The sequence below is a fragment of the Streptomyces sp. NPDC057654 genome (assembly GCF_042800135.1).
GTDB lineage: Bacteria > Actinomycetota > Actinomycetes > Streptomycetales > Streptomycetaceae > Streptomyces.
The window spans coordinates 1-11,052 of sequence record NZ_JBHVHQ010000220.1 but is presented as its reverse complement, the minus strand read 5'-3'; the positions used below and the strand labels follow the sequence as shown (position 1 = coordinate 11,052).

The 11,052-nt window shown below is 67.3% G+C and carries 10 protein-coding genes; all 10 read right to left on the bottom strand.

The features are described 5' to 3' along the window. On the bottom strand, positions 1–330 hold a 330-nt coding region (locus tag ACFU99_RS18425), incomplete at its 3' end, for an SH3 domain-containing protein (RefSeq protein WP_384392908.1). A 340-nt stretch (positions 331–670) separates the two neighbouring features. Continuing rightward, positions 671–1,213 carry a hypothetical protein gene (locus ACFU99_RS18420; RefSeq protein ID WP_384392905.1) on the bottom strand — a complete coding sequence of 181 codons (543 nt, stop codon included), beginning with the start codon at positions 1,211–1,213 and terminating at the stop codon, positions 671–673. A 136-nt stretch (positions 1,214–1,349) separates the two neighbouring features. Next, on the bottom strand, positions 1,350–3,638 hold the full coding sequence (gene mobL / locus ACFU99_RS18415; RefSeq protein ID WP_384392904.1) for a relaxase MobL: 2,289 nt from the start codon (positions 3,636–3,638) through the stop codon (positions 1,350–1,352). Between the two features lie 93 nt (positions 3,639–3,731). After that, the gene (locus tag ACFU99_RS18410; RefSeq protein ID WP_384392901.1) at positions 3,732–4,781 is read right to left on the bottom strand and encodes a hypothetical protein; all 1,050 of its coding nucleotides are present in this window, start codon (positions 4,779–4,781) and stop codon (positions 3,732–3,734) included. Next, positions 4,781–5,305, bottom strand: a complete 525-nt coding sequence (locus ACFU99_RS18405) for a hypothetical protein (protein ID WP_384392899.1) — start codon at positions 5,303–5,305, stop codon at positions 4,781–4,783. Before ACFU99_RS18405 ends, ACFU99_RS18410 begins: the two co-directional genes overlap by 1 nt. Positions 5,306–5,368: 63 nt before the next feature. Next, on the bottom strand, positions 5,369–6,079 hold the full coding sequence (locus ACFU99_RS18400; protein WP_384392897.1) for a hypothetical protein: 711 nt from the start codon (positions 6,077–6,079) through the stop codon (positions 5,369–5,371). Beyond that, on the bottom strand, positions 6,076–6,864 hold the full coding sequence (locus ACFU99_RS18395; RefSeq protein ID WP_384392894.1) for a hypothetical protein: 789 nt from the start codon (positions 6,862–6,864) through the stop codon (positions 6,076–6,078). Before ACFU99_RS18395 ends, ACFU99_RS18400 begins: the two co-directional genes overlap by 4 nt. A gap of 74 nt (positions 6,865–6,938) precedes the next feature. Continuing rightward, positions 6,939–7,640, bottom strand: a complete 702-nt coding sequence (locus ACFU99_RS18390) for a hypothetical protein (protein WP_384392891.1) — start codon at positions 7,638–7,640, stop codon at positions 6,939–6,941. Then, positions 7,637–8,620: a hypothetical protein gene (locus ACFU99_RS18385; RefSeq protein ID WP_384392888.1), complete on the bottom strand. Its 984-nt coding sequence runs from the start codon at positions 8,618–8,620 to the stop codon at positions 7,637–7,639. Before ACFU99_RS18385 ends, ACFU99_RS18390 begins: the two co-directional genes overlap by 4 nt. 163 nt (positions 8,621–8,783) lie before the next feature. Next, a complete protein-coding gene (locus tag ACFU99_RS18380; protein ID WP_384392885.1) occupies positions 8,784–10,982 on the bottom strand; it encodes a phage tail tip lysozyme in 2,199 nt (732 codons plus the stop codon). Positions 10,983–11,052 lie beyond the last annotated feature (70 nt).

Here is an 11,052-nt window from a genome sequence, read left to right as displayed (position 1 = left end):
GTACACGTAGGTGGCCGAGACCCAGCCGCGGACGCCGGTGTTCTTGTCGGTGATGTTCACCCACGAGCCGCGCTCGGAGTGCACCGCGAAGCGGTGCGACCGGTAGAGGATGCCGAGGCTCGTCGAGGCGGCGGAGGCCTTCGAGCGGATCATCACGGCGGAGGCGTGGTTCTTCCACGGCCCCCATCCGTCGCACGGCCGGGACGCCTGGACGGCGGTGGACGACGAGACGGGGTGGGCGGGAGCGGCCGTCGCCGCGGTGGCGGACAGGACGGGCATGGCGATGGCCGCCGCGGTGGCGGAGAGCATGGCTATACGACGTGCATACATGATGAAACCTCCATAAATCGGGTGTTGTTGGGTAAGGGTGTGCCTCGGTGGGAGTTCGGTGGTCAGGCAATGGGCGTGATGCCGGCATCGCCGAGGCCTGGAGGGCGGGGCCTGGCCCGTGATCAGGTCACGGCGCATCGGGCCCCATCGCCCCACGAAGGGGCGGTCTGGGGGCGTGCCGCATCGGCGGCGCGCGATGGTGCTGGAAGCGGCTGGCGGCTACCCGGTCCTGGATGCCGTACAAGCCGCTGGACGGCGACTTGCCGCAGTGTCAGCGGTTGCCGTATTCGCCACGTGGCATTGAGGGGCCTTTCGAATAAGGCATGACTCGACCTCGGTCTCAGCCGGCCACCGGCTCATCGACTCCGGCTGCCCGCCCCTGCTCGGCCTCGGGAGCCGGAGTCTGAGCCTGCGGCCCCTTGGCCGCCGCCCGTGCCTCGCGGGCGGCGCGCATGGACGCGAACTGCTTGTCCAGCGTCTTGTCGTCGACCTTGAACTCGGAGGCCCCGACGGACTTGGTGTTGACCACCAGGCCAGTGCCGCGCGTCGCGGGCATCACGTTGCCCTTGAAGCCGTAGAGGGTGCCGATCTCGTTGCCGTCCTCGTTCAGGATCGGCTCGGTGTTCGGGCCCGCGGCCTTGACGATCTCTGCCATCTGGCCGGTGGAGTACGGGGCGCCGTTGTTGTAGCGGACCTCGCCGTCCTCGCCCTGGACCTGATCCGACACCAGATGAAGGTTCGTCTGCCCCTGACCGTGCGGGCCCCGGGCGTCGAGCTGGACGTCGGCGTACTGGGTCTTGCCGTTCTTGGTGACGCCGTTCTTGTAGACCTTCGCGATGAGGTTGACTCCGGTCATCGCGCCCCTGCCCCTGAGGAGTGCCATGATCACTTCCTTCCTTCCGTTCCGGCTGCCCTCTGACAAGTCGGCCGCGATCAGTCGCATCGTCCGGAGAAGGCATTGAGTCCCATTGAATGCCCTTTACGTCAATACTCTCATAGAGTATTCGATAAGGCCACGACTAGTCTTTCTGTCCGTCTTCAAAGCCAGTCGGTAGGGAGGGTGACTGCGAGTCGAATGCCGTCCTGGCATCCGTTGTGGTCACAGCCTGATCGACCTGGATCCGGACGCGCACGGCAAGTCCGGCGTCCAGCGATGAAGCCTTGGACCGCCGCATCCGCTCGGCCTGCTCGCGCTCGGCACGCAGTTCCGCGATCCGGGAACGCAACACGAACGTGCCGGATTCGTCGTCCCGCTGTTGAGGCGTCAGCTCCCGGGAGACCCGTGTCATCGCCGCGACGTCGTCCACCGGCAGATCAGGAATTGCCTCGGGCTGGCCGGACTGGTCCAGGTAGTCCATCGCCGCCAGCAGCAGCCGCCGGCGATCCCCGGTGGTCTCGACGAAGGCCCTGCGTGCCAGTGGACCGATCTCGATGTCGGTGACGTAGTCGTATCCCAGGTGGTGCAGATCCAGGGCCCTGACCTCGGCGAAGTCATACGCGGCACCGGCGACGATCGTGAAGTTTGTGCTGAGCGCGTCGGCGTCCGTACGGGTCTGCTCCTCGGCGCCCGACCCCGCGTGCAGCACCAGGCCGCAGGAAGCGAGATCAGCCCGCAGGCTGTCCAGCTTCTGGTCGTAGGACTGCTTCATTGTCCGGATGCGCGCGTCCAGCACCGCCCGGCCGGGCTTGCCCGCAGCCAGCAACCGGCCGCCGGGCTGATCGTAGATCGTCCTGCCCAGGTTCTCGGCCTCCTCCGGATCTTTCATCCGCCGCAGGGAGGCATCCGCGCGCAACGCCATGAGCGAGACCAGCCGCTGGCCGTAGGCCGTCACGTCCTGCTGCTGCTCGTACCACTGGCCGGCGTCCCCGAGAAAGGGCAGGAAGTGCCGGTACTTGCTCATCAGCCGCCGGTGGTAGTTCTCCTCGAAACGGTAGAAGTCGTAGAGCGGGCGCGAGTCCTCGGCGGCGGCGTCGGCCTTCTCGGCCTGTTCCCACTGATGCGCGAGATCGCGGTAGACGTCGGCCTTCCCCCGGTGATGCTGCAGGCGTGAGGCGTAGCTGCGCAGCCGGAAGCCGAAGGAGACCAGGTCGGCCTCAGCATTGCCGTCTTCGCTCTGCCGGTCCGCGGCGAGCACCGCCATCTGCTGGTAGTCCATCCCCATGACGTCGAGCATCGGCGTGCGCACCCGCAGCTCCGACTCCGGCAGGGCCCGCAGCATCTGGTAGACGCCATTGACGGCACGCTCCATGATCCGCGTACGTCCCTGCTCGACCAGCTCCCGCCATTCCTCCGTACTCACCAACTGCTTCGCACGGCGCTCGTTGGCGTAGTCGACGATGCGCTCCATGGCCCCCGGCATCGGGGACCCGGCTCGGTCGAGTTGCTCCTTCACGACCTCGGTAACCAGCTGGTTCGCCTTGCGCATGCGGGCGTCATCCGAGCCGGCGTGCCACAACGCCCGGTCTGACGGCAGGCAGGCCAGCAGGAACTGCGGCAGCGACTCGGCGCGGATCCGCTCGTGCGCCCACCGCTTGATGAAGGTGGTGACGTTGCGCCGCTCGTAGCCGACGGCGCTGGAGAGACGGGCCACCGCTTGCTTTTCATCGAGCCAGACGTCAACACCGCGGCGGAGCCTGGACTTGTGCCGGTCCAGGAGCTTGCCTCGCTGCGTACCGTTCGTCATCACCTGGCCCCGGCCGCCGTCGACCATGGCCAGGTGGCAGTGCACGTGCTCGGTGTCGACCTGGATGACCCCGACGTAGCGCAGGTCGTCGAAGCCGCTGGTGCCCGAGCTCATCCGTTCCAGACCGTGCATGATCGCCATGCGCAGCTTCATCTGGTCGATGTGGCCGCGGTAGTCGCCGCGTGCCTCGCAGTGGAAGTCCCGATCGACGATGCGGTTCTTCCTCAGGTACTCCTCGTCGAAGGACAGCACCGTCTTGAGCACGGTCTTGCCGTTCTCGAAGTGCTGTTGGATGTCGTTGCTGGCCGCGCGCAACTGCTCGTCGGAGAGTGAGACCGAGCGGTAGCCGAAAGCCACGCCGCCGGCGCCCTGGGCCTGGCGCATCTCATGCTTCGCCGCGCTCCGCGAGATACCGGGACGCTCGACGGCCGACTTCCGCGCCGTGTAGCGCATGATGAAGTCGTCGGTGCGCAGCCGCTGGATGGGAGTCAGCGCCTCGGTCGCCTGCTCGCGGGCCATGTACCGGGTGACGTAGTCGCCCGGCGTCGCACCGCGCGATCCCTTGCCGCTGGGCAGCCGCACGCTGAATTCGTTGATCACGATGATGTCCTGCTTCAGGCTCATCGCCGCTCTCCTTCCTGTCGCGGCCCCGATGCACTAAGGCCCCGGGCTGCTGTTCGCCAGCAACCGGGGCCGCTCGTGTGGCCTGGTCCGTCCTCAGGACCCCAGGCTCTGCTCGCCGTCCTCGCCGAGGTCCAGGCCGGCCGCATTCTGGGAGACCTGACGCTTGCGCTCGTCCAGGCTCGGAACGGGCTTGGGCTCAGGTCGCGGGGTCTCCTGGTCCTGCTCCTTTCGTTCCAGGTCGAGATCCGGGTTCAGGTCGCGCTGCGCCTCACGGGCCGGGGCCGGGGGAGCGATCGGCCCCTTTCGCTCCGCGGCCCGGTGCAACTCCCCGGCCACGCGCTCCCGGTAGAGATTCTCCGTGGTGCCCTCCGTGCTCGCACGCTCGCTCCGGTGCTGCTCCCGTTCGGCGGCAAGCTCCGCTTCGATCCGCTGCAGATGCGTGCTCAGGCCGTCAGCGACCGGCGCCGTCTCAGGCGTGAGCGCTGCGACGGTCTGCTCGGCCTCGGTGCCCAGGCCCAGCTCGGCCTCGGTGAACAACGAGTTGATCGCATCCGAGCGCGCCTTGAGCCCCCGTGCATCGACTGCGGCCTCAGTCCGCCCGGCACCGTCCTTGGGGCGGTCGGCGAAGTAGCCGGCGAGGTCGTAGCCGCTGGACTCGAGATCGATCTCCAGGCCCCCGATGCCGTGGACCTGGGTGAAGACCACGGGCGCATCGCCTTCGGTCTGCGCCCCCGACGGAGCGAGGACCAGTATGTCCGCCGTGGCCGGCAACTCCCACTCGATCCCGGTGACCTGCTCGGGCAGGGCGAAGCCGCTCGTGAAGTAGCCCTTGCCGGCGAGCACGACCAGTTGCTGGTCGTCGAACTCATAGAAGGCGTCCACCTTCTCGCCCTGACCGGGGGAGTAGGTCACCTGGGAGATGCCGAACGGCAGGGCCTTGGCCGGGGTGACCGAACGGAGCTCACCCGTCACGTGCAGGTATGGACGGTAGTTCTCCTCCTTGCCCCGGTGCTTGAGGTCGAGCGATTCGACCATGACACCGAGCTCGGCGGTCACCCCCTCCAGCCGGTGCGTCTGTACTCCTCGTTCGCGCAGGACACGGTGGGCCCATACGCTGTTCATCGTCAGTCCCGCGGTGCGCATCACTTGCTCCTCTTGCGGTTGGTCCTGCCCTGGCCGGCCGTCCTGGCCGTGGACTTCGCGGTGACGCCGGCCCGGGGCGCCTCGCCCCGGGCGTCCCGGATTTTCACGGTCATCCGCGTTGCCCAGCGCCACATGCCGCGCATCACGACGATCTCGCCCACGGCGAGTACTGCGACCAGGAAGAGGAGCGGCATCAGCCACATGGCGATGGTTCCGTCAGCGCTGAGCGCACCCCGGGATGCGCCGGACTGCTGGTGCAGCCATGCGCCCAGCAGCGGGATGATGACCACGGCTGTGATGAACGCCAGCAGGTAGTCGGCGAGAAGGACGATGACCCTCAAGAATCCCGCCCACACCATGACGGAAGACCTGCCGGCCTCCCCGCTCGGGGCCAGACGCCGCCATCCGGCGCGCAGCTTCGCGTCCTTCTGCTCCTTCACGGGCTTCGCCATGATCTTCTTCGCCGTCGCGGCCGTGTTCGCCAAAGCGGTCGTCTCCGTCTTCTCCAGGGGCTCAGTCGGCATGTTCGTGTCCTTACGTCTCGTCGGGGTCTTCTGGGGCGCGCGCTGAAGCGGTGGGCGCCTCGCTCACCCGGTGGGCTTGGCGGAGGGCTGTCCTCCACCGGAGGCACCCAGGGCGTCGCGGCTCCTGCCGGAGGCCCGATAGGCATCCAGCGACGTCACCGTGCCGTCCTGAGAGGTGGAGTAGGTGAAGACCACGAACTCGCCCTTGACGGCACTGTTGTGATCCGGTCCCACGCGGACTGGATCGAACCGGGCCACCCCCGTGTAGAAGTAGTTCAGGCCCCGCACCCGACTTACATCGATGTCCAGATCAGCGAGCGCGTACGTCATCCCAGTGCCCCTCGTGGCTCCGGTCGCCGTCATCCACTGCGGCACGAACTCGGTGAGCACCCGGGACGTGTGGCCGAGGAAGTCGTAGCGCGCGTCGAGCCGCACCTGCTGCTCCTTGACGGGCCGAGTCGACGCCGAGCTGTCGGTGAGGGTGAGCAGGAGGGACCGGCCCGTCGCCCTGTCACGGTTCACCCGCCCGATGTCCATGCCCGGCAGCTGAACCAGCAGCCTCGTATGCTGCGTTGTAAGCCTGGCCCGGGCGTCGCTGAGGCTGCCTTCGAGCTGCCGAACAGCCGCATCGGCCTGAGTGTCCGATGCGGCCGGGCCGTCGCCGAGCAGGCCCGCTCCGAGCGTGACCACCGAGAGCGCAAGCAGCGCCCCGGTGCCGGTGAGCAGGACCTTCCCGGCGTGCTGGCGCAGTTTGTCCTTGTTCTCCTCCTTCACGGCGCCTTCACCTCCTGCTTCAGGGCCTCGCCGGTGGCCGTCGTACCGGTCTGGATGTTCACGAACGCCTTGTGGACCAGGTCGTATCCGGCGCGGGCCCAGGCCAGCACCGCCAGCCTCCCGCCCGCACCCGTCCGGGTCTCCACCGCCAGCCAGGTCACCGTGACGGTGCTGTCGTCGTTGACCAGGTAGGGCACCTGAGCGACCCACTCGAAGCCGGAGTCGAAGCTCATCGGGATCCCGATGCCGGCCGCCACGTCCTTGTCACTGGCGAGCAGATACCACGGCCCCAGGTCCGTCTGGTGCACCGAGGGGATGAAGTAGGGGATGAGGTTGCGCAGTGTCGGCTGAGACGCCGCTGTATCGAGCGTGCCGCCGGCTGCTGCCACGCCGGGTGTCAGGTAGCGGTAGTCGTTCTGCAGTTTCGCGACCTGGCCGGCAGCCGTCAGGGCCGCGGTCAGACCACGCTCGGCGTCCTCGGTCTTCGGCAGCGCCGCCGTCTTCGCCTCGGTGCTCCTGACCTGCTCCCGCAGACAGGAGATCTCCGGCGCAGCCGTACCGCTCGCCGCGTTCTGGCCGCCGGAGAACCCCGCGGCGAGCACGAAGCACAGCAGTGCGCCCGCACTCATGCCCACGCCGGCTGCGAGGGTGCGCTTGCGCAGGCCGCCCGCGGGCTCCGTCTGCCCAGGAGTGTCCGCACCCTCCTGCAGGGCCGCGGACGTCGCGACGAAGTGCGTCTTGCGTACTGCACCCCCACCCGGCTCACCGGCCTGTGTCGATGCCATTCTCCCTCAACTCGCCACTCTACTCGAATACCAGGACAAGCTTATCAATAAGACTAGTCGAAAGGTGATGTGAGTTATCCGGAATGGCGAGTCTCTCCACTCGCCGGGACGCCGGAGAGATTCGAGATCTTGCCCTGAGCGTCGACCGTGACGAAGAGCAGCGTGCGCCGGTGCGCCGTGACACTCGCTTTGCTCGCCTTGTTCTGGGACACCGCGTCGGAGGTGACCTCGACGCCGGCCAGGACGGCGTAGGTGTAGACGCCCACCTTGGCGTCGACGACCTCGACGTCCAAATCCGCGCCGAGCGCCGAGTTCAGGCCGACCGTGTCGATGTAGTAGTAACGCCGCCCCTGGGCGTCCTCGTTGAACCTTGACGGGGGCATGAACGACGTCAGGAACGTCTCGCTCTCGGTGAGGCCGAACCGGCTCTTCAGGCTCTCGCGCGCCGCCTCATAGCTCTTCCCCGAGTCCCACGTGAAGGCCGTCGAGAGCAGAGACTCGATGCGCTCACCGTCGATGCCCAGCCGCTTCTGACTGACACCCAGCGCCGCCATGACATCCGCGTTCACCTGCTCGGCGTTCTTCTTCCGAACGCCTGCCAGATGTTCCTCGACATCGTTGATCTGGGCTTCCTGCCCAGCCAGGGCCGCGTGCTGACTGCTCCAGGTCGCACCGGCAACCGTCGCGACGGCAGTGAGAACCGCCGCCGTCACCAGGGCCGAGAGGTTGCGCCGGAAGAAGCCCCGCCGCATGGGTGCTGCCGTCTGCCCCGTCATCGCATTCCGTCCTTCTTCTGCGCGCCCGCGCCGCTGAGTTCGGGGACTTCGGACCCGGCCGGCATCTTGGTCGCGGGGTTCTCGTACCGGGCCCCGTCGGCGGTCACCACGAGCGCCAGGTGACCGAAGACCCCCGTCCTGGCGTGGCGCATGTAGCGCGCGCTCGCCCAGGCGAGCACCTCGCCGCTCTTGGTGTCCCGGCACAGCCAGACGACCTTCGCCTGGTCCGTCGCGCCCGAGCCTCCTCCCGCGCGCAGATCGGGCATCACCGTCCCGACCTTCCATGCATACGTGCTCGAGGCCGCTGCGTTCTGGCCGTCGTAGCGGATGTACCAGGCGTAGCGCGGATCGATCTCGGCGGTCGCATCGAACGGAGTCAGCGACGAGGTGCTGTATGCCTCCTTGTCACCGACCAGGAAGGAAGCCTTGCTGAACAGCGGCGTCATGGCCCGGCGGTGCCTGATGATCTCCCGTGTGGCCTGGTTCGGAACCCCGTTGTTCGGGCTGGGCTGGACACCGGCCCGGTGGTACAACGTGGCGAAGGCCTGCTCCCCGGCCGCGACCTTCTTCGCGTCGGCGGCAGCCGCCTCGGTGAGCTCGGAAAGCCGCGCGCCGGCGTCCGCCTTCACGGGCGTGGACCGGGCATTATCCAACTGCGCCTTGCGCTGGACGATCCGGGCATCATTGTCCGCCGTGTTCGCCTTGAAGCTCTCGCCGGCCACGCCCGTGACCATGACCAGGGCGAGGATCCCGGCCCCCATCACCGCGGTCACACCGCGTCGGATCAGGCGCGCGTTGTCCTCCGCGCTGCGTGCCTGGGCCCGTTCGCGCCGGCGCATCGTCCAGGCGACGAAGCGCTCTTCGAGCTCGGCTCCGGTGACCTTCCTGTGCGTCTTCGGCGCCGCGGGCCTCTCCTCGGGCATCGACCCGGTCTCCTGTTCCGGACCCGCGCTCTCGGACTCGTCATGAGCTGTCGTCACGGAACGCACTCCCCACTCCACGCTGCTCTCATAAACGACTCAAGTCTATCCAGAAAGGCATTCGACACAGGGTGTGAATCCATTCGATAAGGGTTCCGGAAGACGAATCCGGTGCCCGGATCGCCGGGCACCGGCTTCTCGCTCCCAGAACAGACGCCGCACCTCAGGCCTTCTTGATCTTGTCGGAAGGGAGCATCGCATCCGACATATCCACGAACTTCCAGCCCTTGGCCGCCATCCGCGCCGCGCTGTCGACACGGACTCGGCCCATGAAGGCGCAGTAGCCCGCCTCCCCGACAATGACCTTGTCGCCCTGGACGCCGAGCACCACGAGGGTGTGGCCGACAGGAAGGGAACTCGGGCCGGAACCCACCGAATACGCCGTCGGAGTCGAGGACATCTGCTTGCCGGTCTCCCTCGCGATCGTGTAAGCGGTGTCCTTGCCCTCACCGACCGGGTAGGTCTGAAACGTCGTGTACTTGTTCACGAAATAGGTCGAGAACGACACACAGTTCTCGGCATGGTTGCCCTCGCACGAGCCAGGCCCCCCCGTTTTGCCGTAGCGGCCGTCGAGGAACTTGTCGCCCTCCTTGTTGAAGAGGTCGACGAGGGCCTGAGCCTCCTCCTGCGCCATCCCGCCGTCCTTCAAGGCGACAGGAAATGCGCCCTTGGTACTGCAGTGGCCCGCGATCGTGCCGATGCCGTTGCTGATGCTCTCGATGATCCCGCCGACGATGTCCTTGACACCGCCCACGATCGAGCTGTCGACCGACCAGCCGCTCATCTTGCCGAACCACATCTCGGCGCTGTCACCTCGTGCGGTGAGCCCCGCCGAGCCGTCAGTCGAACGCTCCCACTTCTCGTGGAAGTGCAGCGCCGCCACACGCGGTGAGCCCTGCGACGTCTTGAGCATGCCCTTGAAGACCGTGACGTCGCCCGGATTGTCATCAGTGACCATGAAGGCCAACTGGGCCTTGATCGTGAACCAGTCGATGCCCTTGCTCTTCGCGTACTGACGCAGCAACGTGTTGCGGCCGAACGTCCACTGCCCGAGACCGATGCCGTTGTCCGTGTTCTGCGCCGCGCTGGCTTTCCCAGCGGTCATGCCATACGTCCCCGTGGGAAAGTTCTGCACACTTGTCGGATCGATCCCGGACTCCTGCGACCAATTGCCGAGGATGCCCGCAATGTTCTCCTTCGGCATCCCCCAGCTGCTGAGCACCGAGTAGATATCTTTGGCGTTCTTCTCCACGCCCGCCGGGACCGTGGCCCCTGAACCGCTGCCGACGCTACCCGCGTTGACGACGCACGCCGTTCCGTTCGCCTTGATACTGCCCTCGGTCAGCGCCGTCGAATTGAGGACACCGGTGAAGACCGCGCCCAGCAGGGCCACGGTGGCGGTCAGCGCGACCACCCCCGACATCGCTGCCGCCACAGGGGCCATCGTCGCCGTGACAGTAACGCCCAGGACCGCGCCGAACCCCTTGGCTATGAAACTGCCGATCGCCATGAACGGCGCAGCGATCGCATGACCAATTGCCTTGACCATGTTGACGATCAGAGTCCACAGCAGTTTCCCCGCGTTGACCACCAACGCCATGACGGCGAAGAACATGGACTTCAGCCAGTTCAGCAAGGCCATGGTCACGATCAGCCCCATGGCCGGGGGAACAGCAGCAACGCCACCGCCGACGGCGATGCCCTTGGCCGCCTTCGGGCCCAGGCCCTCGTCGCCCTTCGACGCGCCACGCTCGTAACCCGTGCCGCCGGCGTTCAGTCCGGGCCGGTCTGCCGGCTCGATGTCCGGTCCGCCGCCTTTGGCCGTGGACACGCCCTTGACCACATCCTGGACCCCCTCGACGCCGACGTTCTTCGCTGCGCCAACAGCAGCTCCCGGCAGCCCGCCGGCCAGTGCGCCGGCCACGGCACCCGAGGCGGCAGCTCCCGCGTAGTGCCCGGCAGCCCGCCGGGTCGCACTGCTGCCGTCTCCCTCGACCGCCTTCCGGGCCGCGCCTCCAGCCATGTTCCCGGCGACGCCGTTCATGCCCTGCTTGATCTTCGACCCGGCACCCGCGGCACCAGCAGCCTTGCCCGCGGTCTCTGCAGCGTCCGGCATCTTCGGTGCGGCCTCGGGCATCGTCGGCGCAGTGTCCGCCGCACCGGAAGGAGCAGAATCGGCTCCCGGCCCCGGGAGCGGCTTGGGCACGCTGATCTTGTCCTCGGGTGGTCTCCCGATATCCTCTTCAGGGCCGAGGCTCTTGGTCCCGCGACCCTGCCGGGGCATCCCCTGACCCACCGACGTGCTCGGCTGGTCCTTCGCCGTCCCTTTCTTGGGGCGCCGATTCGGCTTGTCGGTGGCCATATCGTTTTCCTTTCCTGCTCATTTCCAGGTAGAGGGATGTATCACTTCCTCGCCGCACTCAATGGAGTGC